This is a genomic window from Bacillus sp. RC251 (assembly GCF_044908765.1).
Classification (GTDB): Bacteria; Bacillota; Bacilli; order Bacillales; family Bacillaceae_G; genus Bacillus_A; species Bacillus_A wiedmannii.
Window position 1 is genome coordinate 498,072 of the sequence record NZ_JBIYDP010000002.1, and the last position, 26,514, is coordinate 524,585.

General features: G+C 36.1%; 29 protein-coding genes and 2 pseudogenes. 20 read left to right on the forward strand and 11 right to left on the reverse strand.

Features of this window, described 5'->3' with window-relative positions; all coding sequences use genetic code 11:
- Positions 1-56 precede the first annotated feature (56 nt).
- Together def and ABH961_RS12600 are read right to left on the reverse strand one after the other, a co-directional pair.
- Positions 57-611: a peptide deformylase gene (gene def, locus ABH961_RS12595; RefSeq protein WP_048546135.1), complete on the reverse strand. Its 555-nt coding sequence runs from the start codon at positions 609-611 to the stop codon at positions 57-59.
- Between the two features lie 155 nt (positions 612-766).
- Positions 767-925, reverse strand: coding sequence for a YjcZ family sporulation protein (locus tag ABH961_RS12600; RefSeq protein WP_086692346.1), 159 nt, complete (start codon positions 923-925; stop codon positions 767-769).
- A gap of 513 nt (positions 926-1,438) precedes the next feature.
- On the opposite strand from ABH961_RS12600, the gene pdhA reads away from it, so the two are divergent.
- The 4 genes from pdhA to lpdA all read left to right on the forward strand — a co-directional run bounded on the left by pdhA (position 1,439) and on the right by lpdA (position 6,336).
- Positions 1,439-2,554, forward strand: a complete 1,116-nt coding sequence (pdhA, locus tag ABH961_RS12605; protein ID WP_000536893.1) for a pyruvate dehydrogenase E1 component subunit alpha — start codon at positions 1,439-1,441, stop codon at positions 2,552-2,554.
- A gap of 3 nt (positions 2,555-2,557) precedes the next feature.
- Complete coding sequence (pdhB, locus tag ABH961_RS12610; protein ID WP_000068162.1) at positions 2,558-3,535, forward strand: pyruvate dehydrogenase complex E1 component subunit beta; 978 nt, start codon at positions 2,558-2,560, stop codon at positions 3,533-3,535.
- Between the two features lie 93 nt (positions 3,536-3,628).
- Positions 3,629-4,918 (forward strand): pyruvate dehydrogenase complex dihydrolipoyllysine-residue acetyltransferase, encoded by a 1,290-nt coding sequence (gene pdhC, locus ABH961_RS12615; protein WP_000863412.1) that lies wholly within the window; start codon positions 3,629-3,631, stop codon positions 4,916-4,918.
- A gap of 5 nt (positions 4,919-4,923) precedes the next feature.
- Positions 4,924-6,336 carry a dihydrolipoyl dehydrogenase gene (gene lpdA, locus ABH961_RS12620; RefSeq protein ID WP_000260106.1) on the forward strand — a complete coding sequence of 471 codons (1,413 nt, stop codon included), beginning with the start codon at positions 4,924-4,926 and terminating at the stop codon, positions 6,334-6,336.
- A 39-nt stretch (positions 6,337-6,375) separates the two neighbouring features.
- Here the strand turns inward: lpdA and ABH961_RS12625 are convergent.
- Positions 6,376-7,019 (reverse strand): annotated as a pseudogene (locus tag ABH961_RS12625) (DHHW family protein); the annotation flags it as partial.
- 29 nt (positions 7,020-7,048) lie between these two features.
- Positions 7,049-8,047, reverse strand: a pseudogene (locus ABH961_RS12630) (MBOAT family O-acyltransferase).
- Between the two features lie 247 nt (positions 8,048-8,294).
- Here ABH961_RS12630 and ABH961_RS12635 point away from each other — a divergent pair.
- Positions 8,295-8,522, forward strand: a complete 228-nt coding sequence (locus ABH961_RS12635) for a hypothetical protein (RefSeq protein ID WP_048546134.1) — start codon at positions 8,295-8,297, stop codon at positions 8,520-8,522.
- Position 8,523: 1 nt separating this feature from the next.
- Here ABH961_RS12635 and ABH961_RS12640 read toward each other — a convergent pair whose 3' ends face one another.
- On the reverse strand, positions 8,524-8,916 hold the full coding sequence (locus tag ABH961_RS12640; RefSeq protein WP_404519463.1) for a DUF1885 family protein: 393 nt from the start codon (positions 8,914-8,916) through the stop codon (positions 8,524-8,526).
- Between the two features lie 127 nt (positions 8,917-9,043).
- Here ABH961_RS12640 and ABH961_RS12645 point away from each other — a divergent pair, with 127 nt between their 5' ends.
- The 4 genes from ABH961_RS12645 (at position 9,044) to ABH961_RS12660 (ending at position 10,025) form a co-directional block, all read left to right on the forward strand.
- Entirely contained in the window at positions 9,044-9,340 is a 297-nt protein-coding gene (locus ABH961_RS12645; RefSeq protein WP_048546469.1) for a DUF3055 domain-containing protein, read from the forward strand.
- Between the two features lie 194 nt (positions 9,341-9,534).
- A complete protein-coding gene (locus tag ABH961_RS12650) occupies positions 9,535-9,663 on the forward strand; it encodes a GapA-binding peptide SR1P (protein WP_000536778.1) in 129 nt (42 codons plus the stop codon).
- A 59-nt stretch (positions 9,664-9,722) separates the two neighbouring features.
- Entirely contained in the window at positions 9,723-9,851 is a 129-nt protein-coding gene (locus tag ABH961_RS12655) for a GapA-binding peptide SR1P (protein ID WP_000536801.1), read from the forward strand.
- 45 nt (positions 9,852-9,896) lie between these two features.
- Entirely contained in the window at positions 9,897-10,025 is a 129-nt protein-coding gene (locus tag ABH961_RS12660) for a GapA-binding peptide SR1P (protein ID WP_048546130.1), read from the forward strand.
- Positions 10,026-10,060: 35 nt separating this feature from the next.
- Here ABH961_RS12660 and ABH961_RS12665 read toward each other — a convergent pair whose 3' ends face one another.
- Positions 10,061-10,891: a protein-glutamine gamma-glutamyltransferase gene (locus ABH961_RS12665; protein WP_048546127.1), complete on the reverse strand. Its 831-nt coding sequence runs from the start codon at positions 10,889-10,891 to the stop codon at positions 10,061-10,063.
- Between the two features lie 75 nt (positions 10,892-10,966).
- A complete protein-coding gene (speA, locus tag ABH961_RS12670) occupies positions 10,967-12,439 on the reverse strand; it encodes an arginine decarboxylase (RefSeq protein WP_404519465.1) in 1,473 nt (490 codons plus the stop codon).
- 368 nt (positions 12,440-12,807) lie between these two features.
- Between speA and ABH961_RS12675 the strand changes: the two genes are divergently transcribed.
- A complete protein-coding gene (locus ABH961_RS12675) occupies positions 12,808-13,077 on the forward strand; it encodes a UPF0223 family protein (protein ID WP_404519467.1) in 270 nt (89 codons plus the stop codon).
- Positions 13,078-13,157: 80 nt separating this feature from the next.
- Here the strand turns inward: ABH961_RS12675 and ABH961_RS12680 are convergent, their stop codons facing one another.
- Complete coding sequence (locus ABH961_RS12680) at positions 13,158-13,784, reverse strand: YktB family protein (RefSeq protein WP_048546126.1); 627 nt, start codon at positions 13,782-13,784, stop codon at positions 13,158-13,160.
- 206 nt (positions 13,785-13,990) lie between these two features.
- On the opposite strand from ABH961_RS12680, the gene ABH961_RS12685 reads away from it, so the two are divergent.
- Both ABH961_RS12685 and ABH961_RS12690 read left to right on the forward strand, forming a co-directional pair.
- Positions 13,991-14,179 carry a hypothetical protein gene (locus tag ABH961_RS12685; RefSeq protein ID WP_001250166.1) on the forward strand — a complete coding sequence of 63 codons (189 nt, stop codon included), beginning with the start codon at positions 13,991-13,993 and terminating at the stop codon, positions 14,177-14,179.
- Between the two features lie 88 nt (positions 14,180-14,267).
- Complete coding sequence (locus ABH961_RS12690) at positions 14,268-15,059, forward strand: inositol monophosphatase family protein (protein WP_048546124.1); 792 nt, start codon at positions 14,268-14,270, stop codon at positions 15,057-15,059.
- A 44-nt stretch (positions 15,060-15,103) separates the two neighbouring features.
- Here ABH961_RS12690 and ABH961_RS12695 read toward each other — a convergent pair whose 3' ends face one another.
- Positions 15,104-15,283 (reverse strand): DUF5325 family protein, encoded by a 180-nt coding sequence (locus ABH961_RS12695; RefSeq protein WP_000400128.1) that lies wholly within the window; start codon positions 15,281-15,283, stop codon positions 15,104-15,106.
- A 140-nt stretch (positions 15,284-15,423) separates the two neighbouring features.
- Between ABH961_RS12695 and typA the strand changes: the two genes are divergently transcribed.
- The 3 genes from typA (at position 15,424) to ABH961_RS12710 (ending at position 18,015) form a co-directional block, all read left to right on the forward strand.
- The gene (typA, locus tag ABH961_RS12700; protein WP_000914755.1) at positions 15,424-17,268 is read left to right on the forward strand and encodes a translational GTPase TypA; all 1,845 of its coding nucleotides are present in this window, start codon (positions 15,424-15,426) and stop codon (positions 17,266-17,268) included.
- Between the two features lie 154 nt (positions 17,269-17,422).
- Positions 17,423-17,725, forward strand: a complete 303-nt coding sequence (locus tag ABH961_RS12705) for a YlaH-like family protein (protein ID WP_000893656.1) — start codon at positions 17,423-17,425, stop codon at positions 17,723-17,725.
- Between the two features lie 14 nt (positions 17,726-17,739).
- Positions 17,740-18,015, forward strand: a complete 276-nt coding sequence (locus ABH961_RS12710) for a hypothetical protein (RefSeq protein WP_046956451.1) — start codon at positions 17,740-17,742, stop codon at positions 18,013-18,015.
- Positions 18,016-18,050: 35 nt separating this feature from the next.
- On the opposite strand, the gene ABH961_RS12715 is transcribed toward ABH961_RS12710, so the two are convergent.
- Positions 18,051-18,251, reverse strand: coding sequence for a YlaI family protein (locus tag ABH961_RS12715; protein WP_001995040.1), 201 nt, complete (start codon positions 18,249-18,251; stop codon positions 18,051-18,053).
- A gap of 145 nt (positions 18,252-18,396) precedes the next feature.
- Between ABH961_RS12715 and ABH961_RS12720 the strand changes: the two genes are divergently transcribed.
- Both ABH961_RS12720 and ABH961_RS12725 read left to right on the forward strand, forming a co-directional pair.
- A complete protein-coding gene (locus ABH961_RS12720; RefSeq protein WP_048546122.1) occupies positions 18,397-18,852 on the forward strand; it encodes a PNPOx family protein in 456 nt (151 codons plus the stop codon).
- Positions 18,853-19,098: 246 nt separating this feature from the next.
- Complete coding sequence (locus tag ABH961_RS12725; RefSeq protein WP_000358079.1) at positions 19,099-20,427, forward strand: PhoH family protein; 1,329 nt, start codon at positions 19,099-19,101, stop codon at positions 20,425-20,427.
- 45 nt (positions 20,428-20,472) lie between these two features.
- On the opposite strand, the gene ABH961_RS12730 is transcribed toward ABH961_RS12725, so the two are convergent.
- Positions 20,473-20,970: a molybdopterin-binding protein gene (locus tag ABH961_RS12730; RefSeq protein ID WP_048546118.1), complete on the reverse strand. Its 498-nt coding sequence runs from the start codon at positions 20,968-20,970 to the stop codon at positions 20,473-20,475.
- A gap of 150 nt (positions 20,971-21,120) precedes the next feature.
- Here ABH961_RS12730 and ABH961_RS12735 point away from each other — a divergent pair, with 150 nt between their 5' ends.
- The 3 genes from ABH961_RS12735 to pyc all read left to right on the forward strand — a co-directional run bounded on the left by ABH961_RS12735 (position 21,121) and on the right by pyc (position 26,496).
- Entirely contained in the window at positions 21,121-21,408 is a 288-nt protein-coding gene (locus ABH961_RS12735) for an Fpa/YlaN family protein (RefSeq protein WP_000135698.1), read from the forward strand.
- A 125-nt stretch (positions 21,409-21,533) separates the two neighbouring features.
- Positions 21,534-22,715, forward strand: coding sequence for a putative lipid II flippase FtsW (gene ftsW / locus ABH961_RS12740; RefSeq protein WP_048546116.1), 1,182 nt, complete (start codon positions 21,534-21,536; stop codon positions 22,713-22,715).
- 334 nt (positions 22,716-23,049) lie between these two features.
- On the forward strand, positions 23,050-26,496 hold the full coding sequence (pyc, locus tag ABH961_RS12745) for a pyruvate carboxylase (RefSeq protein ID WP_048546114.1): 3,447 nt from the start codon (positions 23,050-23,052) through the stop codon (positions 26,494-26,496).
- Positions 26,497-26,514: the final 18 nt, after the last annotated feature.

Consider the following 26,514-nt stretch of genomic DNA (forward strand, 5'->3'; position numbering starts at 1 on the left):
AATATGGAACCCATTTCATATAAAAAAAGGCGGAAGATTAACTCCCGCCTTTTTTATTATCGCTCTAAAGGTTTTGAATCGTCAGGAGCAGCAAATGGATTTTCTTTATTAATGTGGTCATAGAACATAACACCATTTAAATGGTCAATTTCATGCTGAAATACGATTGCTGGTAAACCTTTTAAACGCAATTTTACTTCTTCGCCGTTGATAGATGTTGCTTTCACTGTAATTCTTGTGTAACGAGGGACATAACCAGGTACTTCACGGTCTACTGATAGACAGCCTTCACCACTTTGTAAATATGTACGCTCAACAGAATGACTAATGATTTTTGGATTGAATAATGCATGACTATATAACGTACCGTCTGTATCTGTTACATGAACCGCAATCATTTTCTTTGAAATACCGATTTGTGGAGCCGCTAATCCGATTCCAGGGCGTAAATTATATTTTTCAGCCATTTCAGGATCTTGGCTATTTATTACAAATTCAATCATTTCTTTAAGTGTATTTGTATCTTCTTCGCTCGCTGGTATTACTACCTCTTCTGCAACATTTCGCAAAATAGGATCTCCTTCGCGAATTACATCTTTCATTGTAAGCATATGTAATCTCTCCTTTCCCTTTTAGTCTACCAAAGGAGCCGAAAAAAGTCATCGACAAGTAGGGAGAAGCGCTTTGGAAAGAGTTCTATTGTATGTAATAAAAAGAAACAGACGGCAAAGCCGTCTGTTTCTTTCCATAGTTGTTTCATTTTACATTAGCGAATGCAAGCAGCACCAACGATAATTAAAAGAATAAACAACACAACGATTAAGGCGAAGCCGCGTCCAGACCCGCCACAAGACCCGCCACAAGAACCGCCATAACCGTAGGAAGGATATGAACAAGTTGGATAGCAATATGAGTATCCGTACATGAGATGACCTCCTTTATCATTTCCCGCTAATACTGCGGTTACTATAATGTATGGAGGGAAGAGTAGAAATGTATGGGTAATTACCTATAAAAGGAAGAAGAGTTTGTATATTTTTGCTAAGAAGGGAGAAAAACTAAAGAGAATTAAATCGTTTACATATTATTCTAAGAGAAAAAACAAGTTAAAAAGGGAATAATATAACAGCGGGTTAATGCTTACTAATACAGATGTGAAAAATAAAAACACGTTTGTGTAGAAGAAGCCTGCAGATTATTTATAAAAAAACGTATTCAAAGTAATTGACATCGTAATTAGAATAGTTGTAAACTAAAAAACGTGATCAAGATTGTATTAATATGTTTCTGAAAAAACATTAGTACAGATTGTTAGGTACACAAAATTATTCTCAACCGACAAATAAATTTGTTGGTTTACATTGTTGCGTTTTCAGTCTAGCCAATAGATAGTGAAAGCGTTTCAGAATATGGTTCAAGAGAGGAAGAGGTGAACGGAATGGGTACTAAAACAAAAAAGACCCTATTTAATGTTGATGAGCAAATGAAAGCTATCGCAGCTCAATTTGAAACATTACAAATTTTAAATGAAAAAGGCGAAGTTGTGAATGAAGCGGCTATGCCTGAATTATCTGATGATCAATTAAAAGAATTAATGCGCCGTATGGTGTATACTCGCGTACTAGATCAACGTTCTATTTCTTTAAACCGTCAAGGACGTTTAGGTTTCTACGCACCAACAGCTGGACAAGAGGCTTCTCAATTAGCAAGTCATTTCGCACTTGAAGCAGAAGATTTCATCTTACCAGGATATCGTGATGTGCCACAATTAGTATGGCACGGTTTACCATTATACCAAGCATTCTTATTCTCTCGTGGACATTTCATGGGTAACCAAATGCCTGAGAATGTAAATGCACTTGCTCCACAAATCATCATCGGTGCGCAAATCATCCAAACTGCTGGTGTTGCGTTAGGTATGAAACTACGTGGTAAAAAATCTGTTGCAATTACTTACACTGGTGACGGTGGTGCTTCACAAGGTGACTTCTACGAAGGTATGAACTTTGCGGGTGCATTCAAGGCTCCAGCAATCTTCGTTGTACAAAACAACCGTTATGCAATCTCTACTCCAGTAGAAAAGCAATCTGCAGCTAAAACTGTAGCACAAAAAGCAGTAGCAGCAGGTATTTACGGAATTCAAGTAGACGGTATGGATCCATTAGCTGTATACGCAGCAACTGCTTTCGCTCGTGAGCGTGCAGTAAACGGAGAAGGCCCTACTTTAATCGAGACTTTAACATTCCGTTACGGTCCACATACAATGGCTGGTGATGACCCAACTCGTTACCGTACAAAAGATATCGAGAACGAATGGGAACAAAAAGATCCAATCGTACGCTTCCGTGCATTCTTAGAAAACAAAGGCCTATGGTCTCAAGAAGTTGAAGAGAAAGTAATCGAAGAAGCAAAAGAAGATATCAAACAAGCAATTGCTAAGGCTGACCAAGCTCCAAAACAAAAAGTTACTGATTTAATGGAAATCATGTACGAAAAAATGCCTTACAACTTAGCTGAACAATATGAAATTTACAAAGAAAAGGAGTCGAAGTAAGCCATGGCTCAAATGACAATGATTCAAGCAATCACTGATGCTTTACGCGTTGAAATGAAAAATGACCCTAACGTACTTGTGTTTGGTGAAGACGTTGGTGTAAACGGCGGTGTATTCCGTGCTACTGAAGGTTTACAAGCTGAATTCGGTGAAGATCGTGTAATGGATACTCCACTTGCAGAGTCTGGTATTGGTGGACTTGCAGTTGGACTTGCATTAGAAGGCTTCCGTCCAGTTCCAGAAATCCAATTCTTCGGTTTCATTTATGAAGTAATGGATTCAGTTTCTGGTCAATTAGCTCGTATGCGTTACCGTTCTGGTGGACGTTGGACTGCTCCAGTAACAATTCGTTCTCCATTCGGTGGCGGTGTTCATACTCCTGAACTACATGCTGATAGCTTAGAAGGATTAGTGGCTCAACAACCTGGTCTAAAAGTTGTTATTCCATCTACTCCATACGATGCAAAAGGTCTTTTAATCTCTGCGATTCGTGACAACGATCCAGTTATCTACTTAGAGCATATGAAATTGTACCGTTCATTCCGTCAAGATGTACCAGAAGGCGATTACACAATTGATTTAGGTAAAGCTGATATCAAACGTGAAGGTACAGATGTATCTGTTATCGCTTACGGTGCTATGGTTCATGCTGCATTAAAAGCTGCTGAAGAACTTGAAAAAGAAGGTATCTCTTTAGAGGTAGTTGACTTACGTACAGTTCAACCATTAGATATCGAGACAATCATCGCTTCTGTTGAAAAAACAGGCCGCGTAGTTGTAGTTCAAGAAGCACAAAAACAAGCTGGTATTGCAGCTAACGTTGTAGCGGAAATTAACGACCGTGCAATCTTAAACTTAGAAGCTCCAGTTGTACGTGTTGCAGCTGCTGATACAGTATTCCCATTCTCTCAAGCTGAGAGCGTATGGTTACCAAACCATAAAGATATTGTTGAAGCTGTTAACAAAGTAATGAACTTCTAATTTTTAGCTTTTCATGTGCAAAAGAAATCAGCACATGCTGGTTTCTTTTGTACATATTCCATAATAATGAAATGAATCAGGGGGCTGAATTCCGTGGCATTTGAATTTAAACTACCAGATATCGGTGAAGGTATCCACGAAGGTGAAATCGTAAAATGGTTTATTAAACCAGGCGATGAAGTAAACGAAGACGATGTACTTCTTGAAGTACAAAATGATAAAGCAGTAGTAGAAATCCCTTCTCCTGTTAAAGGTAAAGTACTTGAAGTACTTGTAGAAGAAGGAACAGTTGCAATTGTAGGAGATACATTAATTAAATTTGATGCTCCTGGATATGAAAACCTTAAATTTAAAGGTGACGATCATGATGCAGCTCCAAAAGCTGAAGAAGCAGCAGTAGAAGCTCCAGCAGCGGAAGCTACTCCAGCAGCAACTGCAGAAGTAGTAAATGAGCGCGTAATCGCTATGCCATCTGTTCGTAAATATGCTCGTGAGAACGGCGTAGACATTCATAAAGTAGCTGGTTCTGGTAAGAACGGCCGTATCGTAAAAGCTGACATCGATGCATTTGCAAATGGTGGACAAGCAGTAGCAGCAACTGAGGCTCCAGCAGCAGTAGAAGCTACTCCAGCAGCAGCGAAAGAAGAAGCACCAAAAGCACAACCAATCCCAGCTGGTGAATATCCAGAAACTCGTGAGAAAATGAGTGGTATCCGTAAAGCGATTGCTAAAGCAATGGTTAACTCTAAGCATACAGCTCCTCACGTAACATTAATGGATGAAGTAGATGTAACAGAACTTGTTGCTCACCGTAAGAAGTTCAAAGCTGTTGCAGCTGACAAAGGTATTAAATTAACTTACCTTCCATACGTTGTTAAAGCTTTAACATCTGCATTACGTGAATACCCAATGTTAAACACTTCTTTAGATGATGCTTCTCAAGAAGTAGTTCATAAACATTACTTCAACATCGGTATCGCAGCTGATACAGACAAAGGTCTATTAGTACCAGTTGTTAAAGATACAGATCGCAAGTCTATCTTCACTATTTCTAACGAGATCAATGATCTTGCTGGTAAAGCACGTGATGGTCGTTTAGCTCCGGCTGAAATGAAAGGTGCTTCTTGCACAATCACAAACATTGGTTCTGCAGGTGGACAATGGTTCACTCCAGTTATCAATCACCCAGAAGTAGCAATCCTTGGTATCGGCCGTATCGCTGAGAAGCCAGTTGTGAAAAACGGTGAAATCGTTGCAGCTCCAGTATTAGCATTATCTCTAAGCTTTGACCATCGTTTAATTGACGGCGCAACTGCTCAAAAAGCATTAAACCAAATTAAACGTCTATTGAATGACCCACAATTATTAGTAATGGAGGCGTAATAACAATGGTAGTAGGAGATTTCCCAATTGAATTAGATACAGTCGTTGTTGGTGCAGGTCCTGGTGGATACGTTGCGGCAATTCGTGCAGCACAATTAGGTCAAAAGGTAGCAATTATCGAAAAAGCTAACCTTGGTGGCGTATGCTTAAACGTTGGATGTATTCCTTCAAAAGCGTTAATCAATGCAGGTCATCGTTATGAGAATGCAATGCATTCTGATGACATGGGTATCACTGCAGAGAACGTAAAAGTTGACTTTACAAAAGTTCAAGAATGGAAAAACGGCGTAGTTAAGAAATTAACTGGCGGTGTTGAAGGCCTTCTTAAAGGTAACAAAGTTGAAATCATTCGCGGTGAAGCTTACTTCGTAGATGCTAACACATTACGCGTAATGACTGAAGATGCAGCACAAACGTATACGTTTAAAAATGCTGTTCTTGCAACTGGTTCTACACCAATCGAAATTCCAGGATTCAAATACTCTAAACGTGTTATCAACTCTACAGGTGCTTTAAGCTTACCTGAAATTCCTAAAAAACTTGTTGTAATCGGCGGCGGTTACATCGGTATGGAATTAGGAACTGCATATGCTAACTTCGGTACAGAAGTTACTGTAGTAGAAGCTGGCGACGAAATCTTAGCTGGTTTCGAAAAAGCTATGAGCTCTGTTGTTAAACGTGCTCTTCAAAAGAAAGGTAACGTAAATATCCATACAAAAGCTATGGCTAAAGGCGTTGAAGAAACAGAAACTGGCGTAAAAGTTAGCTTCGAAGTTAAAGGTGAAATCCAAACTGTAGAAGCAGATTACGTATTAGTAACTGTAGGTCGTCGTCCAAACACTCAAGAAATTGGTCTTGAGCAAGTTGGAGTTAAAATGACTGACCGCGGCATCATCGAAATTGATGAGCAATGTCGTACAAACGTATCAAACATCTATGCAATCGGTGATATCGTTCCTGGACCACCATTAGCTCACAAAGCTTCTTACGAAGGTAAAGTAGCTGTTGAAGCAATTAGTGGCCATGCATCAGCAATCGATTACATCGGAATTCCTGCAGTATGCTTCACTGATCCTGAATTAGCATCTGTTGGTTACACTAAGAAACAAGCTGAAGAAGCAGGAATGACAGTAGCTGTATCTAAGTTCCCATTCGCTGCTAACGGTCGTGCATTATCATTAAACAGCACTGACGGTTTCCTACAACTTGTAACACGTAAAGAAGATGGTCTTCTTGTAGGTGCTCAAGTTGCAGGTGCAGGCGCTTCTGATATTATCTCTGAGATTGGTTTAGCTATCGAAGCTGGAATGACAGCAGAAGATATCGCTCAAACAATCCATGCTCACCCAACATTAGGTGAGATCACAATGGAAGCAGCTGAAGTTGCTCTTGGAATGCCAATTCACATTGTAAAATAATTATAAAAAAACGTCTTCTAAATTTAGAAGACGTTTTTTTTATTCTTTATTTTCAAATTGATACATTTTTTATTTGTACTAGTGTCATTATAAAGGAATAACACGATATCAGCATTTAGTTTTTCAAGTTCTTGTTTTACATTTTTGCTTGCCGCAAATCGTGGATCAATAAATGTTGTTTGTTCAAACTCTTGTGCAAATAAAGGATAAGTTGCATCTGCATAAGAATCTTTAATAATGAAAGCATGTAGTTTGGTTTTTGCATCTGGATTTAAAATATTTATCTGTGCATAGTCTGTTTTGTAAACGGAACTATAGTCTGGTGAAAGCTTATTTTTGTCCACTGCAAAGAATTCCTTCATCGATTCTTCTGATTTTGGACCGAGATATACAGTTTAATTATCCCACATATTTGGGTTTTGCTTTAATTGTACATATGGGATTGTTTCAGGTGTTTCTATTAAATTATACAGTTGTTTATTCCAACTACCGATAAATTGTCCATTCGGTTTTTCTATAGTTATTTTATAATCATCTCGATTAACAGCATTACCTTTAAATGTTTTAGATTCATTAGCAATGTGCTTCATTGTTTGCTCGTATGCATAAAATGCACCTTTCATATTCCAATGATGATCGGTCTTAAAGTATAGATCTTCTAATTGTTCATGGGTAAATTCCTTTAGTGAAATTTTTCATAGTTAGCCCTCCTTTAGAAGCGGAAGTAAATAAATGGATTGTAAGTTGCATTCGTTAAATACATCATAGTTATGATTAAGACACTCAAGTAATAAAGTGGAGATAAAATGACTACCTTTTTATTTGCTAATTGATTCTTGATCCAAGAGAAAAATGGAGCGGATATAATAATAGCAAGTATTAAAGGTTCCCCGATAATTCATCACATAGAAATAACTCGTAATGTCAGTCAACGATCTATTTAATCCGAACATTTTTCCTACTCCGATTGCCATATCACTGTAACCTGAAAAATCGAAAAAAATTTGTAATGTGTAAGCGATCGCACCAATCCAAGCGGTAGATACGCTCATTGTTGCTGGATCCATCGTAAATATTTCATCGGTAATAGCTCCTAATTGATTCGCAATTAAAACCTTCTTTCCTAATCCAATGATAAAATGACGAATTCCTTCTGAAAACTTATCAGCAGTAACTGTTCTAACATGTAATTGAAAAGCGATTGTATTATATCGAACAATGGGTCCTGCTACTAATTGTGGGAAAATAGTAAAGTATAGTACGAGGTCAAATAGATTTCGCTGAGCTTCTACTTTTTTCTTATAAATGTCAATAATATAACTCATTGCATGGAAAGTGAAAAATGAAATCCAAATTGTAAGGGGATTTTTTCTAGTACAATGTTTGTATGAAAAATGCCATTTATATTATCTACTAAGAAATTAGCGTATTTAAAATATCCGCGTATAGCAGTATTGACAACGATTGCTATAGTAAGAATAACTTTTCTATTTGTACTAGACAGTCGGTCTTTATTAAGCCATATTTCGAACCAATAGTTGATGAAAATAGAAAAAAGCATTAGGAAGACATATATTGGTTCTCCCCAAGCATAAAATAATAAACTAAATAATAGAAGAACTATGTTTTGTAATTCTTTCCGTACTGAGTAGTACACGAAAAGAATTGCAGGTAAAAAAAGGAATAAGAAAAACAAATTGCTAAATACCATGTATCATTAAAACCTTTCTATCTTTTCTCTTTAAGGAGTATGCCATGCAATGAATGAATAATCTATCTTATAGGAGATATGAGACAATGTATTGTTAAAAACGAGGAATATTCGCATTAGAATAGTTGGAGAATTTGAAAAAAAAAAAACATAACGATGAATTAGATGGGATTTGGAAAAGTCTACCTTCAAAATGTTAAGAGGGAAGAGTTGAAGCATATAATAGGAAGAAAAAGGAGGTAACGCTATGAAAATTACACTAGCTTCATTTTTTCATCTAGTTTTATGGAGTGGATTTTCAGTAGTGTTATTATTGTCAAGTCGTGATAAACTTCATTATAAAATTTTTCTTTTTCTGATATTTTTGTACTTAGCGTATGTAATAGCGTATGTCATACTAAGTGCAAGGAGAAAAGCGATGCTTCTTACTTGCACAAATAGTATGATCTTTCTAATCATTTATTTTTGTTTTTAAATTAACGTTTATAGAAATACATTTTTCTTCCATTAAATAATTGTAATTCTCCTTCTAATTTCTTCGCTAGAAAACGGCAAAATTCATTTGCTTTTCCTTTATCACCGAATGTTGCATTAGGTGGTAAAGAAATCTGAATAAAAGATTGTTCCTTTTCTATACCAACACCAACATATATGGAGTCATATCGATCGTGAGTAGCTTGTAGTTTGAATGTTGTTGCTGATGTATCTATAATTTCATAAGGAAAAGCGGTATTTGTATAAGCGTAATTAATTTGAACACCAGTTTTGGAAGTAACTGTTTTATAGTACTGAAAAAGTTGTTTTATATCATCTGTTGAAACAGTTTGTTGATTGGATTTAGGTACAAGCGTAATAAAGGCATGTTGCATATAAGTTCCTCCTAACTTAGTAGAATACTATCATTCTACATCCTACTGAATTTTTTGACAATTAAAAGGAGTATTCCTTTTTTTGTTTAATATACTAATGAAAGGTGATGTAGAAAGGTGGAAACCGATGTTTGAAAAATTGTATGATGAGCATGAAAGTGTGAAGGTACGATTTTTGGGGTTTATGACATATGATACTCGTTATGATTTTGGTGTTATTTATACAAATATGTTTTTTGGAAAGCCGCTCATTGTTTGTATGCAAACAGGAAGGTCTACTTTACTTGGAAGAGATGATGTAGAGAATGTGCAACATATACAGGAAGTTTTTAAATTAGGGTCAGAAGAGGAAGCGGCAGAGTTAGCTCAGTTTTTTAAATTTTTAGTCCCATCTACTTCTTTGCATGCGGAATATGAAGAATAATTAATGTAAAACAGTCGTACGTATAAATATGGCTGTTTTTTTGTTTGAATATCGCATACTAATTTAAATTAAAAATATTTAATGTGTTATACTAAAAACCTATTGACGTAAAAAGTATAACATATTAAAATAAAGACAGAAAGTTAAGCGGTTACAAAAGTTTTTGGGATTATAAACTTAGGGGGAAATGGAAAATGGGAACGATCGTATGTCAAGATTGTGAAGGTACAATTGCACACTTCGAGGATGAGAAAGTAACGGTACTTTACGGGAAATGTGGATCTTGCGGATGTGATCACACAGAGCATACAAAAGCCCAATAATTGATAGGAAATGGACAGCTAAAAGTTTTTAGGACCATAAACTTAGGGGGAAATGAAAAATGGGAACAATCGTATGCCAAGTATGTGAAGGAACAATCGGACATTTTGAAGATGAAAAAACGACAGTGCTTTACGGAAAATGTGGTACAAATTGTGACTGTGCTAATAGAGACAAGGCGAAAGCTTAATTATAAATAAGTAGATTATTATTAAAACTCAGGGGGAAATGAAAAATGGGAACAATCGTATGCCAAGTATGTGAAGGAACAATCGGACATTTTGAAGATGAAAAATCAACAGTACTATACGGAAAATGTGGATCTCATTGCGACTGTGACCATAAAGAACATACAAAAGCTTAAATAAGAAGAAGCGCCTACATATGTAGGCGCTTTTTTTAATAAATTGTAGTTGTATGGCCAACTGTTGCAACGATTGCATCATCTCTAATTGGAATAAATCCTATCGATGTCTGTGGAGTGCTAGGAGAGCCGTAGTGGCTCATGAGACGGCTATCAATACGGGTAATAGTATCGGTCAAGAAAGCTGAAATAAAAGCGTAAGGGACTCGTCGTTCATTTAATGAGTATATAATTTCCTCTTTTGTTTTTACACCTACGCCATGTCCGTAAAAAAAGAAATTTCCTAGATAGATTGTATTTTCTCCTTGCCACTCGATCGTAGCTGGATTCACTTGTGGATTTTTAAAATAAACGAGATCACCTGGAACAAGATCGCCACCCGTTTTTGTTATGAGCTTTAAATCTTGATCGTAGTCCCACGTATAAAGTAAAAGGTTTGCAAAGAGACGGTTGAAAGTTTCTTCCTCATATAATGATAGTAAAGCTTTGTAAAAAATAATGATCATAGCGGTGGCGCATTCAGTTCCATATAGTTTTCCGTTTTTGAAAATATCTTGTATGGCAATGGAAGGGGGTATGTTTGGTAGTAGCTCGAATCCTCCAAGTGGTGTTCTTTTCCAATACTGGGGGTTGCAAAAGGATTGTTGAAATGTGCGAAACTGAAATCCACTTTGAAAAAGTTCTAATGCAGAAGTAATAATATTCACTCGCAAATTTAGATCAAAGCTGAGTTCATCAGATGTTCGGAAGGAATAAATTTCTTGATTTCCTGCCATTATTGATAAAATTTGTTGTTTCTCAGCTGCAAATGGCTCATATTCATTTGTGATATAAGGATGTACAATAGAACGGCCTATTACAATCATAATAGTATCCCCACCTATACGTTACATTACTTAATATCGTATGGGAAAAGAGAAAAAAGGTGAAAGAAAAGCCTATCAACTGATAGGCTTGTACTCTTTAATCACACGTAATGTTTGTAATGTCATATCTTCAGGACCTTGTACAGGTAAACCCGCTTCTAAGTTTTTACGAATATACTCTAAGTTATCTTGTGTAATAATTTCCCCCGGAGTAAAGATTGGAATCCCTGGCGGATAAACCATAACGAAATCAGCTATAATACGACCTGCTGCATTTTCAAACGGAATGACTTCTGTTTCCGAATAAAAAGCATCTCGAGGAGAAAGTGCTAGCACTGGTATTTCTGGAATTTCTACTTGTATTTGAACACCTTTATCGGCTTTATTTCTAAATGTTGCTGCTAAATCTTGTAATGCTGCAATAAGTGTATTTGTCTCACTTTCTGTATCCCCAAAAGTGACAAGACATAGTATGTTGTATAAATCCGAGAGTTCTACTTCAATGTTATATTGCTCTCTAAGCCATACTTCAGCCTGATGGCCTGTAATACCTAAATCTTTTACAGATACAATTATCTTTGTAGGATCGTAGTTAAAAGTAGCATCTGTACCTAGCATTTCTTTCCCAGGACAGTAAAGATCCTCAACAGCATTAATAGCATCACGAACTTGTTCCGCTAACTGAATTGTTTGTTCTATGAGTGCTGTTCCTTCTGTAGCAAGACGTTTTCTAGCAACATCTAGGGATGCTAACAAGATGTAAGAAGTTGATGTAGTCGTAAGCATGCTAATAATAGATTGAACATGTTTAACGTTCACAAGGCCTTCCTTCACGTTAAGAATAGAACTTTGCGTTAAAGATCCTCCTAATTTGTGAACACTTGTTGCTGCCATATCTGCACCGGCTTGCATCGCTGACATCGGCAATTCATCGTGAAAATGAATATGAACACCATGAGCCTCATCAACTAGTACAGGGATATCATAAGAATGGGCTAATTGGACAATCTGTTCTAAGTCCGCAGCAAAGCCAAAGTATGTTGGATTAATAACAAGTAAGCCTTTCGCATCTGAATGCTCTTCAAGTGCCTTTTTGACAGATTTAATTGTGATTCCGTGTGAAATACCAAGTTTTGGATCGATTTCAGGATGCATGAAAATCGGTTTTGCACCTGAGAAAATAATAGCTGACATTACTGATTTATGCACGTTTCGTGGCACTAGGATTTTGTCACCAGGACCGCACACGCTCATCACCATTGTCATTATTGCACCACTTGTACCTTGAATAGAAAAGAAAGTATGATCTGCACCAAATGCAGCGGCTGCTAAATCTTGTGCTTCTTTAATCATACCTTTTGGATGATGTAAATCATCGAGCGGCGCAATATTAATTAAATCAATTGCTAATGCATTATGCCCAATAAATTCGCGAAATGTAGGATCCATGCCCTGTCCTTTTTTGTGACCAGGAATATGGAATTGAATTGGATTTCGCTTACTGTGCTCAACTAAAGCGGTAAACAATGGTGTTTCGTATTGGGACAATCTATACACCCCTTCTTTTTCATAATATTTATTAGAGTTTGTTTTATATAATCTTGTTCTAAAAAAGTTAAGTGCTTTTTAGAATGAGACTTGTTTTTCTGCCGATCACAAAAGCATTTTTGAGATGGTAGGTTCACTTTATTTTCTATAAAACAAAAGCATTATATCACCAATAATTATAGATGTATAGAAAAAAATATTTTTACGGTGAGTATGTTAAATAGTTATTTCCAATTAACTTATAGAGGAAGACAATTCCATCACAATGAATAAATAGTGTATAATGCAAAGTGGCTATAGTGAAGAAGAAAACCCCCCCCTTTAAGATAGCATGTTGAAATAAGAAGAAATGATAAATGAGGTGCGAAATGGAATATCAATATCCGTTAGATTATAATTGGTTAAATGAGGAAATGGTTGTAATTGTGAAGTTTTATGAAGCAATTGAGAAAGCATATGAAAAAGGAATTATAAGAGAAGAATTAATGGGATTATATCGTCGTTTTAAAGAGATTGTTCCATCTAAAGCAGAAGAGAAGAAAATTGATAAAGAGTTTCAAGAAGTAAGTGGATATTCTATATACCGTGCGATTCAAAGGGCGAAAGAAACTGAAGAACAAAAGCTTGTGAAAATGTAAAAAAATTTTGAAAAATGAAAACTGAAGTGATATAATGTGATAACAACTAAAAACGGACAATATAAATTGTCCGTTTTCTACTATCGATTACAAAGTGCATATAAAGGAAGGAGTGATTGCATCGTAGATTCAATCTTAGCAAGGAATTGTTCGTTGGTCATTGCTGAAAACTCCTCTGGTGATATATGAATCCCAACTAATAATTCTGCTTTTTTCACAGTAGCTAGACGTTCAATCATCTTTTGTAAGTCTTTTGTTTCAAGTGTTTTATGTAATTTTACACTTGGCTTAGTATGGTCAATGGACCAAACGAAGTCATTTGGAATATTTGTTTTTAAATCATTTAAATGTTCTAAGAAGGCGTGAGCCGTCTCCACTTTTTGTGGACACTCATAGATTAAACCAAAGTATATGAAGGCATGAGTACCCCATAATCCAATTTGGAAATGTGGCAGCATTTTATAACCGCGTTTATTTGTTGAAAAAGCAACCCAAGTATCGTTTGGTGGATTGACTTTGCGGCGTGCATGTTTTGCTACATGATAAAAAAAGTTCTCATCAGTTTGTTTGGATAAATACGTTGCAAACTGTTCCCCTAAAGCTTCAAGCTTAGGATGAATGTTCGTTTTAATTGCACTCATTCGTTCTTCGAGACCATCAACTGTAAAGACCTCAAAATCAGTTGACTTGAATGTTTGTAGTGTCATGATTGTTCCTCCAACTCCTATTTTGCTTTTATTTTAGCATAGCTTGTACTATTCATAAAAAAAACAGCACAAAAAAATTTAAATAAAAAAATATAATTTTGTTGCATAGATGATTTATCCAACATAGTATAGTATAAAACAAAAAATCAGAATATTGAATCAATTCTAGTCCGAGGGCAGACGAATATTGGGAGGAGGCAAATAATATGAGACAGGTGATTAATGCGTTAAAGAGAACAGATGCTGAAAAGAGAATACCGGTGCTACGTTTGGAGCTAGATTATGAATTAGCAACTTTATATGATGCGATGATGGAAAATGATAAACTGAAAAAAGAAGAGTGTGTACAAAAGTTAGAAGTGTTAAGACTTGAAATGATTCGTTTAGAAGCGTAATAATAGTATATGTATAAAAAATTAGTTGGTGCGAACCTTATAAAGGGTTCGTTTTTTCTGTGAACAGTATAGATCGGAGTGTTTAAACATGCAAGAAGTATGGAAAGACATCGATGCACACGCCAAACAGTGGATTCGAGATGCAGGAGAGTTTTTAATGGCATCAATGGAAAAAGCACTTATTATAGAAACGAAATCCAATGCAGCTGATTTAGTAACAAATATGGACCGAGAAATAGAACAGTTTTTAATTGGGAAAATTAAAGAAACATTCCCGAACCATAATATTTTAGGAGAAGAAGGTTATGGAGATGAGGTAACTTCTTCTGATGGGGTTGTTTGGTTAATTGATCCAATTGATGGCACGATGAACTTTGTTCATCAAAAAAGAAATTTCGCAATTTCAATTGGAATTTATGAGAACGGTATCGGAAAGGTTGGACTCATTTATGATCCAGTTCATGATGAATTATACCATGCGGTAAAGGGAGCTGGAGCATTTTGTAATGAAGTACCAATACCTTTATTGGAAAAAGGAACTGTAGAGCAAGGTATTGTAGCTTTAAATGCGATATGGCTTACCGACAATCCAATGCTTAATAAGGAAAGTATGATGGCACTGGTTAAGAAAGCAAGAGGCACGAGATCATATGGCTGTGCAGCGTTAGAGATGGTATACGTTGCAACAGGAAGAATAGATGCATATGTAACGCCGAGATTATCACCATGGGATTTTGGTGGGGGACAGATAATTGTAGAGGAAGTTGGAGGCAAGGTGACAACTTTTTCTGGATCCCCGCTTTCTATCGTAGAGAAGAGCAGCGTATTAGTTGCAAAACCAGGAGTGTATGAAGAGTTGTTACGATTTATAGCGGAGTAACAAAAAAAGTAAGAGGCTGTATAAGCGCTTCTTACTTTTTGACGTTATTTCGATTTACGCATTTTTCTTTTTGTTACAAAACCGTATCCAACTGTAACAAATGTGCCGATAATGCAAATAATAATACCGATGGGACTATTTTCAGCAACCATAATGCCGATACCGATTAAGAAAATAACACCGATAATTGCAGTTAATAAAAAGCGATATTGAATGTGTTCCATTTCTTCACCCTCCAATCTCATTTTACTTTCACAAAAGTAAGAATACAACTATATTTTCATTCTTGATTTTATTTTGATTGCCATTGTATCCCCTTCGCTCTTATAATAGAGAAGGATTAAAAAGACATTAGGAGTTGGACATGTTGAAAAAACGACAAGATTTACGAAATATAGCAATTATTGCCCACGTTGACCATGGTAAAACAACACTTGTTGACCAGTTATTACGTCAAGCGGGGACGTTCCGTGCGAATGAACATATTGAAGAACGCGCAATGGACTCAAACGATCTAGAAAGAGAACGTGGTATTACAATTTTAGCGAAGAATACTGCGATTCACTATGAAGATAAAAGAATTAACATTTTAGATACACCTGGTCACGCTGACTTCGGTGGAGAAGTAGAACGTATCATGAAAATGGTTGATGGTGTTCTACTTGTTGTTGATGCATATGAAGGTTGTATGCCACAAACACGATTTGTTTTAAAGAAAGCTCTTGAGCAAAACTTAACTCCAATCGTTGTTGTAAACAAAATTGACCGTGACTTCGCTCGCCCTGATGAAGTAGTTGATGAAGTAGTTGACTTATTCATCGAACTTGGTGCAAACGAAGATCAATTAGAGTTCCCAGTTGTATTTGCATCAGCAATGAACGGAACAGCAAGCTTAGATTCAAATCCAGCAAATCAAGAAGAGAATATGAAATCATTGTTTGACACAATTATTGAACATATTCCAGCACCAGTTGATAACAGCGAAGAGCCACTTCAATTCCAAGTAGCACTTCTTGATTACAATGACTATGTTGGTCGTATCGGGGTTGGACGCGTATTCCGTGGTACAATGAAAGTAGGACAACAAGTTGCATTAATGAAAGTTGATGGAACTGTAAAACAATTCCGTGTAACGAAATTATTTGGTTACATTGGATTAAAACGTCAAGAAATTGAAGAAGCAAAAGCTGGAGATTTAGTAGCTGTTTCGGGTATGGAAGACATTAACGTAGGTGAAACGGTATGTCCGGTTGAGCATGAAGAGGCTTTACCATTATTACGTATTGATGAGCCAACACTACAAATGACATTCCTTGTAAATAACAGCCCATTTGCAGGTCGTGAAGGTAAATTCATTACATCTCGTAAAATTGAAGAGCGTCTTCGTTCACAATTAGAAACAGATGTAAGTTTACGTGTAGATAATACGGATTCTCCTGATGCGTGGATCGTATCTGGACGCGGGGAATTACATTTATCTATCCTAATTGAAAACATGCGTCGTGAAGGTTATGAACTACAAGTATCTAAGCCTGAAGTAATTATTAAAGAAGTTGATGGCGTAAGATGTGAGCCTGTAGAGCGCGTGCAAATCGATGTACCTGAAGAATACACTGGTTCTATTATGGAATCTATGGGTGCACGTAAAGGTGAAATGTTAGATATGGTGAATAACGGAAACGGTCAAGTTCGCCTTACTTTCATGGTTCCAGCACGTGGTTTAATTGGTTACACAACAGAATTCTTAACATTAACTCGTGGTTACGGTATTTTAAACCATACATTCGATTGCTACCAACCAGTACACGCTGGACAAGTTGGTGGACGTCGCCAAGGTGTTCTAGTTTCACTTGAAACAGGAAAAGCATCACAATACGGTATTATGCAAGTTGAAGACCGTGGTGTAATCTTCGTTGAACCAGGTACAGAAGTATATGCTGGTATGATTGTTGGAGAACATACTCGTGAGAATGACTTAACAGTTAACGTTGTAAAAATGAAACAACAAACTAATATTCGTTCTGCGACGAAAGATCAAACTTCAACAATGAAAAAACCTCGCTTAATGACTTTAGAAGAGTCATTAGAGTATTTAAACGATGACGAGTTCTGTGAAGTAACTCCAGAATCAATTCGTCTACGTAAAAAGATTCTTGATAAGAGCGAGCGCGAAAGAGCTGCTAAGAAAAAGAAATCTGTAGAAGCGTAAAATAATAGAACAGCTACCTTTGAGGGGTAGCTGTTTTTTATTGTATTTATTTTTGGAATATTTACTCTTTTTGTGGACAGTATTTTTTTTGCGGGTTACTCTTGTATTAAGTACATAAATAAAATTTGTTTCTTGTGAGAAAGGGGGATGAATGATGTTAGAAAGAATGTCGTTTTTTGCGAAATTATGTAAAGTTGATGAAAATCCGGAACTAGGGATGTGGTTGCTGTATGGCATCATTATTATATTAAGTGCACTTGTGTATAATTTAGGTTTTGCAAGAAAACTATCAATAATAAAAAATATAGTGATATATATATCGTTAGCGATTGGATGTACAGTTTTAACTTTCTTTGCAGTTTTTTTACCTGTTGGAGAGGGCCTTGTTGTAGCGGCAATTGTACTTGGGATTTATAGGTTGCGTTTACGTCAAGCGAGACAACAAAAAGCAGGGTGAGGGGGCAAATTTTTATGCGTTCAGTACAAGATGCGTTATATAATTGGTTAACAATTAAAACAGTTGCTGAAGCACGTCCAGATGATCGTGCTGCACAAGAAACGTATTTGTTATTTGAAAATATGATATATGAAGAACATAAATTAAAGAATGTGGAAGTTAAAAAGAATGAAGAAATGTATTTGATTACATATGAAATGAATGGAGAAAGAAAATCTGCAAGGTTTCCGCTAGAAGCTATTGATTGTTTTTTGGATCAAATGAATCGTGAACCTGAAAAATATAAATAAGTCCTTATCTATATGATTAAGGACTTATTCACATTTTACCAATCGTCTTCGACTTTTTTATCACGGTATAATCGGAAATTACCACTTGCATGACGTTCCATCGTACGTTCTGCAATTCGTTCCGAACATTCCATGCACATATATGTATGAATAGGGCGGTTACGTAGTTTTTTTGCCATAGGATTTTCATCATCTAACATATCTTTTTTATCACAAATCATACACTTGACTCTCATTTCGTCACCTCAATACGAATTCTATCAGTATAAGTATATCATGGAAGTGTAATATTTTTGAATAATAGCGGGAAAAAATAATATTTTCGCAATTCGAAAAATAAGTTATGATAAGGATATAGTAAGTATATTTGGAGGTGGAAATATGGCGAATGTAGTAGATCCTACATTAACAGATGATTTAGTACAAACGTTACGTAAAGAATGTATTGTTATGGTAGCAACAACAGACTTCGAAAAACAAGTTCCTAACGTAAGTGCTATTTCTTGGGTGTATGCAGTGAGTAAAACTAGTATTCGATTTGCAGTAGATCAACGTTCACGTATTGTGGAAAATATACGGCATAGTACTGGGCTAGTATTGACTATAATGGCGAATGAATCCGTATTTTCCATAAGTGGTGCAGGTGAAATTTTGACTGATAGAATGGAAGGCATTCCTCTAAAATTAACTGTAATAGAAGTAAAGGTACAAGAAGTACGTGATGTTATGTTTTATGGAGCGAAGCTTGCAACTGAGCCAACCTATGAAAAAACATATGATATTCGCGCAGCGAAAAAGCTGGATAACCAAGTGTTAGTAGGAATAAAAGAATTATAAATGTGATAAATAAGAAAATAAGTTATTAACTTTTGTAATCAGTTATTGTGATTTTATGTTAATAATTATAATTAAAAGTAATATATTGAATAGAAATGAATAAAAAATAAATAAAAGGTTTCATGGCTATGAATTTCGATTCTACCTCGTTTATACGGTACATATAATTATAACAATGGTTCGTCCATATTTTATGGATGAAACCCTTGTTCTACAAATTTAAAAGTGGAGTCAGGGGGTAACAGGTTGGATAAAATTTATGTGTTAGATACGAATGTACTTTTGCAGGATCCTTTATCTATTTTTTCATTTGAAACAAATGAAGTAGTGATTCCAGCAGTTGTATTAGAAGAGGTTGATTCGAAAAAACGTTATATGGATGAAGTAGGACGAAACGCTCGTTATGTATCTAAGTTAATAGACAAATTTCGTGAAATAGGAAAGCTGCATGAAAGTATTCCGTTAGAAAACGGCGGTACATTTCGTATTGAATTAAATCATCGTTCATTTGTTCAACTACAAGATATTTTTGTAGAAAAAACAAATGATAATCGAATTTTAGCTGTAGCAAAAAATCTATCTTTAGAAGAACAAGAAAAAGAGGACGGGAAGTCTGTTATTTTAGTAAGTAAAGACGTGCTCGTAAGGGTAAAAGCTGATGCAATTGGTTTGAAAGCGGAAGATTATTTAAGTGATCGTGTAATTGAAGTAGATAATATATATTCAGGATTTTTAGAAGGGTATATATCAAAAGAGCAATTAGATTATTTTTATGAAAAAGGTGAATTGCCTTTATCCGAAATTGCAAATCACCCTTTTTATCCAAATCAGTTTGTAGTAATGAAAGATGCATTAGGGGGATCTAGTTCAGCACTTGGCATTGTGGATCATTTAGGTAAGAAGGTAAAGAAACTTATTTTTCACAATGAACAAGTATGGGGGATACGACCACGAAATGTGCAGCAAATTATGGGATTAGAATTGTTGCTTCGTGAAGATATTCCGCTAGTCACGTTAACAGGGAAAGCTGGTACAGGAAAAACATTACTCGCGTTGGCTTCAGGACTCATGCAAACGGAAGATTTAGGACTATATAAAAAACTACTCGTTGCAAGGCCAATTGTTCCAGTCGGAAAAGATATCGGTTATTTACCAGGAGAAAAAGAAGAAAAGTTAAGACCATGGATGCAACCGATTTTTGATAATCTAGAGTATTTATTTAATACGAAAAAGCCAGGAGAGTTAGATGCTATTTTAGCTGGAATGGGTTCGATTGAAGTAGAGGCCCTTACCTATATACGTGGGAGAAGTATTCCAGATCAGTTCATTATAATTGATGAAGCACAAAATTTAACGAAGCATGAAGTGAAAACGATATTAACAAGGGTAGGAGAAAAAAGTAAAATTGTATTAATGGGAGATCCTCAGCAAATTGATCACCCGTATTTGGATGAATATAATAATGGTTTAACATATGTTGTAGAGAAGTTTAAAGAGCAACGTATTAGTGGTCATGTAAAGTTTGTTAAAGGGGAGCGGTCTAATTTAGCTCAACTTGCAGCGGATTTATTATAAAAGGAGTGAGCTGAGGCTCACTCCTTTTTCTTCCAAGTATACACTTTAAATAATTGTAAATTTACGGATGTTACGGATTGGATTTTGTCTATTAGATCCATCATTGTAATATAGATGAACAGGTCCATCCTCTTTTAATGGCTTTCCTTCTTTTGAAAAACCAAGAATAGCATTTTCTACAGTTTCTAATGGAAGTATTATTGTTTGATCTACTGTTTCAATTTCGACTTGCGTAGCGTCCTCTAAAATTTCGGCGTTAGCAAGAAATGGATGAAATGGTATACCGAACGTTCCAGTAATTAGTTGTTCTTTTTTATATTTCTTTACACTTTGTTGTATCGGTGGAAACGCAGCACCATCACGGATTTCGCGATCCCAATGCTCTGAAGTGTTTTTTAAATAAGCTTCTAGTTCTGAAGTGTTTTCTCTTGTTTCATCAAAGTAAGTTGTCAAATCTACTTTTCGATCATCAAAGATCCAAACAGTTGGATCGATAGTGATTGGAAAACGAACTTTTCCATTAATAAATAAAATTTCGCTCATTGTTGTTCCCCCATTTGTGTTATACTCCCACTTTTCAGTATAATAGCATTAGACACGGTTGTCACAAAAAATGTTTCTATTGCAATTTACTAAAACTATCGCTAATATTAATAGATAGGAGAGAGTAGGACGGAAACGGAGGGAATCAATTTGGCGTCTGAGACAGTATCAAATCATCAGGAAAAGGCACTAGCCCTTCTACAAGCGGATGCGGAGAAGATTTTAAGACTTATTAAGGTGCAAATGGACAACCTTACAATGCCGCAATGTCCATTATATGAAGAAGTGTTAGACACACAAATGTTTGGACTATCCCGCGAGGTCGATTTTGCAGTTCGCCTTGGTCTTATTGCAGAAGAACAAGGGAAAGCAATGTTAGGAGAGCTTGAACGTGAGTTATCTGCACTTCATGAAGCATTTACGAACAAACAACAATAACGGGTTCAAATAGGGGGGCTCAAACTGAAATAGTTTGGGCTTTTTATTTGTATAATAAAGCAGGAAGAATCAATGTACATATGGAATACAACAATAATTAAATTGAAACAGAAAGAGGAAATGAAATGAAAAGAGTATGGAAATCAATGGATTATTCATTATTACTTCCTCTTGTTATCTTATGTGTGTTGGGAGTTATAATGGTATATAGTTCTAGTTCCATTGTCGCGATTTCGTCGAAATATAACTGGCCAGCAGATCACTTTTTTAAAAAACAATTAGTTGCTCTTGCTATTGGAACGGTAATACTAGTGATTGTCGCTGTAATTCCTTATAAATTTTGGAAGAAAAAAATAGTGCTTGCAGCGATGGGGTTAGGGAGTCTCGGCTTACTAACAGCAGCTTTCCTTTTCGGTAAGGTAATCAATGGTGCAAAAGGATGGATACTAGGTATACAACCAGCTGAGTTTGTAAAAATAGCAGTTATTATTACGCTAGCAAGTTTTTTTGCTAAGAAACAAGAGAGGCAAACCCCTTTTTTTCAAGGGATAATACCTCCTATATTTGTTGTCGGTGGATCGATGGTGTTAATTTTATTACAAAATGACTTAGGAACTGACATATTAATAGGTGGAACAGTGTTAATTATGTTCTTCTGTTCAGGAGTTAATGTTAACTTGTGGATTAAAAGATTTTTATTAACATCTGTCGTGTGGGTTCCGGCGTTGTATTTTATCGGAAACTATAAATTAAGTCAGTACCAAAAAGCTCGATTTTCAGTTTTTCTTGATCCATTTAGCGATCCGCAAAAAGATGGATTTCAATTAATAAATTCATTTATTGGAATTGCCTCAGGTGGGTTAAATGGTAGAGGACTAGGAAATAGTATACAAAAGTATGGCTACTTACCAGAGCCGCAAACGGATTTTATTATGGCGATTATATCTGAAGAACTAGGTTTTATAGGTGTAGCTATCATTTTAATCTGTTTACTACTTATTATCATTCGTTCGTTTAGAGTAGCACAGAAGTGTAAAGATCCATTTGGAAGTTTAATTGCAATCGGAATTGCAAGTTTAATTGGGATACAAACTTTTGTTAATGTTGGTGGTATGTCTGGATTAATACCACTTACAGGAGTACCTTTACCGTTTATTAGTTATGGTGGTAGTTCGTTATTGGCTAATCTAATTGCGATGGGTATATTATTAAATGTTGCTAGTCATGTAAAACGACAAGAGAAACAACAAAATGAGGTAATGAAAGAAAGAGAGCAAGATGGACCGCGTCTTGTTGTAGTAAAATAAAAAACACATTGTGCTTTAGAGCGCGATGTGTTTTTTTATGTGCAAGAAATATTAAATAGGATGCATTAATTGGTATATACACTAAAAAATATATCACATTAAATTAAATGTGATATACAATTAAGTTGTTAGAAAAGGAAGAGGTATGCTATACTATTTTTGTGAAACAAATTGATCAGAAAACTTATCATTTGTTAAAAAATAAGGTATGATGGATAAAAATAAAGTGAAGCTTTCTAAGTATAATATAATGTAGAAAGTGAAGAACTTCACGCTCTTTATGGTGTGTATATATTTTATCTCTAGAGTGGTAGGAAAGTAGAGGGGGAAAATCATGACAAAGCTGCAACGTATTCAAAAAGTATTGGTAGCTAACCGTGGAGAGATTGCAATTCGTGTGTTTCGAGCTTGTTCGGAACTTGGATTAAAAACAGTTGCAATCTATTCTAAAGAGGATAGTGGTTCTTATCATCGTTATAAAGCCGATGAGTCCTATTTAGTTGGGGAAGGGAAAAAGCCAATTGATGCTTATCTAGATATTGAGGGCATTATTGAGATTGCGAAAAGTAATCATGTAGATGCAATCCACCCTGGATATGGTTTCTTGTCAGAAAATATTCAATTCGCAAAACGTTGTGAAGAAGAAGGGATTATCTTTATTGGTCCAAAGAGTAAGCATTTAGATATGTTTGGAGATAAAGTGAAAGCAAGAACACAAGCGCAGCTAGCACAAATTCCAGTTATTCCTGGTAGTGATGGACCGGTAAATTCAGTAGAAGAAGTTGGAGAATTTGCTGAAAAGTATGATTACCCGATTATTATTAAAGCTTCCCTTGGCGGTGGTGGTCGTGGTATGCGTATTGTACGTAGTAGTGAAGAATTAAGAGAATCGTATAATCGAGCGAAGTCAGAAGCGAAAGCAGCCTTTGGTAATGATGAAGTATACGTTGAAAAATTCGTTGAAAAACCTAAACATATAGAAGTTCAAATTTTAGCAGATGAAGAGGGCAATGTTGTTCATTTATACGAGCGTGACTGTTCTGTACAACGTCGTCACCAAAAAGTGGTAGAAATTGCACCTAGTGTGTCGCTTTCAGATGATTTGCGTCAGCGTATTTGTGATGCTGCTGTGAAATTAACGAAAAATGTAAATTATTTAAACGCAGGAACAGTAGAATTTCTTGTAAAAGGTGATGAGTTTTACTTTATTGAAGTAAATCCGCGTGTTCAAGTTGAACATACAATTACAGAAATGATCACAGGGGTAGATATCGTTCAATCGCAAATTTTAATAGCTGATGGACATGCATTACATAGTAAAATGGTAGGTGTTCCGAAGCAAGAGGAAGTAGTTGTTCATGGATTTGCGATCCAATCTCGTGTAACGACTGAGGACCCACTAAATAATTTCATGCCGGATACAGGAAAAATTATGGCATACCGATCAGGCGGTGGTTTCGGTGTTCGTCTTGATACAGGTAATAGTTTCCAAGGTGCTGTTATTACACCGTACTATGATTCTTTACTTGTAAAAGTTACAACATGGGCACTTACTTTTGAACAAGCTGCTGCGAAAATGGAACGTAACTTAAAAGAGTTCCGTATTCGTGGTATTAAAACAAATATTCCATTCCTAGAGAATGTAGTAAAACATAAAAACTTCTTATCAGGAGAATATGACACTTCATTTATTGATGCGTCACCTGAACTATTCCTGTTCCCGAAACGTAAAGACCGCGGAACAAAAATGTTAAATTACATTGGGTCAGTAACAGTAAATGGCTTCCCAGGAGTAGGGAAAAAAGAGAAACCAATTTTCCCGGATGCTCGTATACCGAATGTATTACACTCAGAGCCGGTTCAAAATGGAACGAAACAAATTTTGGATGAGCGTGGAGCGGATGGATTAGTAAAATGGGTACAAGATCAAAAGCGTGTACTTTTAACGGATACAACATTCCGTGATGCGCATCAGTCATTACTGGCGACGCGTATTCGTACAAAAGATTTACATCAAATTGCAGAGCCGACAGCGAGAATGTTACCGAACCTATTCTCAGCGGAAATGTGGGGTGGTGCAACGTTTGATGTTGCATATCGTTTCTTAAAGGAAGATCCATGGGAACGATTACTAGATCTTCGTGAAAAAATGCCAAACGTTTTATTCCAAATGTTACTTCGTTCTTCAAACGCAGTTGGTTACAAAAACTATCCGGATAATTTAATTCAAAAATTTGTGGAATGTTCTGCTCAAGCTGGAATTGATGTGTTCCGTATTTTTGATAGCTTAAACTGGGTAGAAGGTATGAGAGTTGCGATTGATGCTGTACGAGATACTGGTAAAATTGCAGAAGCAACAATGTGCTACACAGGAGATATTCATGATCCGTTACGTAGTAAATATGATTTAAATTACTATAAAAACTTAGCAAAAGAGTTAGAAGCATCAGGAGCACATATATTAGGAATTAAAGATATGGCAGGCTTATTAAAACCTAATGCGGCATATGATTTAGTTTCTGCATTAAAAGAGACGGTATCGATTCCGATTCACTTGCATACACACGATACGAGTGGAAATGGTATATTAACGTATACAAAGGCAATTGAAGCAGGTGTTGACATTGTCGATGTAGCAGTAAGTTCTATGGCTGGTCAAACGTCACAACCAAGTGCGAACACGCTATACTATGCATTAGGTGGAAACGAAAGACAGCCAGACGTTAATATAGATTCATTAGAAAAACTATCTCATTATTGGGAAGATGTACGTAAATACTACGCACCGTTTGAAAGTGGTATGAATGCACCTCATACAGAGGTATATATGCACGAAATGCCAGGCGGACAGTATAGTAATCTACAACAACAAGCGAAAGCGGTTGGTTTAGGAGATCGCTTCGATGAAGTGAAAGTAATGTACCGCCGTGTGAATGACATGTTTGGCGATATTGTTAAAGTAACGCCATCATCTAAAGTTGTCGGTGATATGGCATTATTTATGGTTCAAAATCACTTAACAGAACAAGATGTTTTAGAGCGTGGGCATTCTATGGACTTCCCAGGATCTGTTGTTGAAATGTTCTCAGGAGATTTAGGACAACCGTATGGTGGTTTCCCGAAAAAGTTGCAAGAAATTATTTTAAAAGGGAAAGAGCCATTAACAGTAAGACCGGGTGAATTATTAGAGCCAGTAGATTTCGACGCGTTAAAAGAAGAGCTATTCCATAAGCTTGGACGCGAAGTGACGATTTTTGATGTAGTTGCATATGCATTATATCCAAAAGTATTTATGGATTACGAAAAAGTTGCTGAGCTTTATGGAAGTGTATCTGTGCTTGATACACCGACATTCTTCTATGGTATGAGACTTGGTGAAGAAATCAATGTGGAAATCGAACAAGGTAAAACATTGATGGTTAAACTAGTATCAATCGGAGAGCCTCAGCCAGATGGAAATCGTGTGCTTTACTTGGAGTTTAACGGTCAACCACGTGAGATAGTTGTGAAAGACGAAAGTGTGAAAGCAACAGTGGCACAACGTGTGAAAGGAAACCGTGAAAACCCAAACCACATTAGTGCAACAATGCCAGGAACGGTTATTAAAGTAGTTGTTAAAGAAGGCGATGAAGTGAAAAAAGGCGATTCTATGGCAATTACAGAAGCGATGAAAATGGAAACGACAGTTCAAGCGCCGTTCAATGGGAAAGTGAAAAAAGTATATGTTAACGATGGAGATGCAATTCAGACGGGTGACTTACTCATTGAATTAGATCACTAAAAAAGAAAAAGAGCTGTG

Bases quoted from the DNA above. Each gene is read 5' to 3' on its own strand.
- ABH961_RS12720 (WP_048546122.1), top strand. From the start codon at position 18,397: ATGGCGAATGTAGTAGATCCTACATTAACAGATGATTTAGTACAAACG.
- ABH961_RS12600 (WP_086692346.1), bottom strand. From the start codon at position 925: ATGTACGGATACTCATATTGCTATCCAACTTGTTCATATCCTTCCTAC.
- ABH961_RS12635 (WP_048546134.1), top strand. From the start codon at position 8,295: ATGAAAATTACACTAGCTTCATTTTTTCATCTAGTTTTATGGAGTGGA.
- ABH961_RS12710 (WP_046956451.1), top strand. From the start codon at position 17,740: ATGCGTTCAGTACAAGATGCGTTATATAATTGGTTAACAATTAAAACA.
- ABH961_RS12705 (WP_000893656.1), top strand. From the start codon at position 17,423: ATGTTAGAAAGAATGTCGTTTTTTGCGAAATTATGTAAAGTTGATGAA.
- ABH961_RS12690 (WP_048546124.1), top strand. From the start codon at position 14,268: ATGCAAGAAGTATGGAAAGACATCGATGCACACGCCAAACAGTGGATT.
- ABH961_RS12685 (WP_001250166.1), top strand. From the start codon at position 13,991: ATGAGACAGGTGATTAATGCGTTAAAGAGAACAGATGCTGAAAAGAGA.
- ABH961_RS12675 (WP_404519467.1), top strand. From the start codon at position 12,808: ATGGAATATCAATATCCGTTAGATTATAATTGGTTAAATGAGGAAATG.
- lpdA (WP_000260106.1), top strand. From the start codon at position 4,924: ATGGTAGTAGGAGATTTCCCAATTGAATTAGATACAGTCGTTGTTGGT.
- pyc (WP_048546114.1), top strand. From the start codon at position 23,050: ATGACAAAGCTGCAACGTATTCAAAAAGTATTGGTAGCTAACCGTGGA.
- ABH961_RS12715 (WP_001995040.1), bottom strand. From the start codon at position 18,251: ATGAGAGTCAAGTGTATGATTTGTGATAAAAAAGATATGTTAGATGAT.
- ABH961_RS12730 (WP_048546118.1), bottom strand. From the start codon at position 20,970: ATGAGCGAAATTTTATTTATTAATGGAAAAGTTCGTTTTCCAATCACT.
- ABH961_RS12680 (WP_048546126.1), bottom strand. From the start codon at position 13,784: ATGACACTACAAACATTCAAGTCAACTGATTTTGAGGTCTTTACAGTT.
- pdhB (WP_000068162.1), top strand. From the start codon at position 2,558: ATGGCTCAAATGACAATGATTCAAGCAATCACTGATGCTTTACGCGTT.
- ABH961_RS12665 (WP_048546127.1), bottom strand. From the start codon at position 10,891: ATGATTGTAATAGGCCGTTCTATTGTACATCCTTATATCACAAATGAA.
- ABH961_RS12650 (WP_000536778.1), top strand. From the start codon at position 9,535: ATGGGAACGATCGTATGTCAAGATTGTGAAGGTACAATTGCACACTTC.
- ABH961_RS12640 (WP_404519463.1), bottom strand. From the start codon at position 8,916: ATGCAACATGCCTTTATTACGCTTGTACCTAAATCCAATCAACAAACT.
- ABH961_RS12645 (WP_048546469.1), top strand. From the start codon at position 9,044: ATGTTTGAAAAATTGTATGATGAGCATGAAAGTGTGAAGGTACGATTT.
- typA (WP_000914755.1), top strand. From the start codon at position 15,424: ATGTTGAAAAAACGACAAGATTTACGAAATATAGCAATTATTGCCCAC.
- pdhA (WP_000536893.1), top strand. From the start codon at position 1,439: ATGGGTACTAAAACAAAAAAGACCCTATTTAATGTTGATGAGCAAATG.
- ABH961_RS12695 (WP_000400128.1), bottom strand. From the start codon at position 15,283: ATGGAACACATTCAATATCGCTTTTTATTAACTGCAATTATCGGTGTT.
- def (WP_048546135.1), bottom strand. From the start codon at position 611: ATGCTTACAATGAAAGATGTAATTCGCGAAGGAGATCCTATTTTGCGA.
- ftsW (WP_048546116.1), top strand. From the start codon at position 21,534: ATGAAAAGAGTATGGAAATCAATGGATTATTCATTATTACTTCCTCTT.
- ABH961_RS12655 (WP_000536801.1), top strand. From the start codon at position 9,723: ATGGGAACAATCGTATGCCAAGTATGTGAAGGAACAATCGGACATTTT.
- ABH961_RS12660 (WP_048546130.1), top strand. From the start codon at position 9,897: ATGGGAACAATCGTATGCCAAGTATGTGAAGGAACAATCGGACATTTT.